Origin of the sequence: uncultured Polaribacter sp., assembly GCF_947503855.1 — a bacterium.
Taxonomy (GTDB): domain Bacteria; phylum Bacteroidota; class Bacteroidia; order Flavobacteriales; family Flavobacteriaceae; genus Polaribacter.
In genome coordinates, this window is record NZ_CANNFF010000039.1 from 1 (window position 1) to 249 (window position 249).

Annotated in this window: 1 protein-coding gene; it reads left to right on the forward strand. The window is 39.8% G+C overall.

Going from position 1 to position 249, the window contains the following annotated elements; genetic code table 11:
- Window positions 1-249: MBG domain-containing protein (locus tag Q0662_RS11955; RefSeq protein WP_298950179.1), on the forward strand; the 249-nt coding region annotated here is incomplete at both ends.

The window sequence follows — 249 nt, forward strand, 5'->3', positions numbered from 1 at the left end:
CAGCTGATTCAGGTCAAACAAAAGTATATGGCGCAACAGATCCAGCACTAAACTATACAATTACAGGATTCGTAAATGGTGATACAGAATCTAGTTTAGATACAGGAGTTAGCATCGCAAGAGCAACAGGAGAAGATGTAAATAGCTATACCATTACACCTTCCGGTGCTGTTGATAGTAATTATACCGTAAGCTTTGTAACAGCCGACTTTAGCATCACCAAAGCCGCTTTAACAGTAACAGCTGATT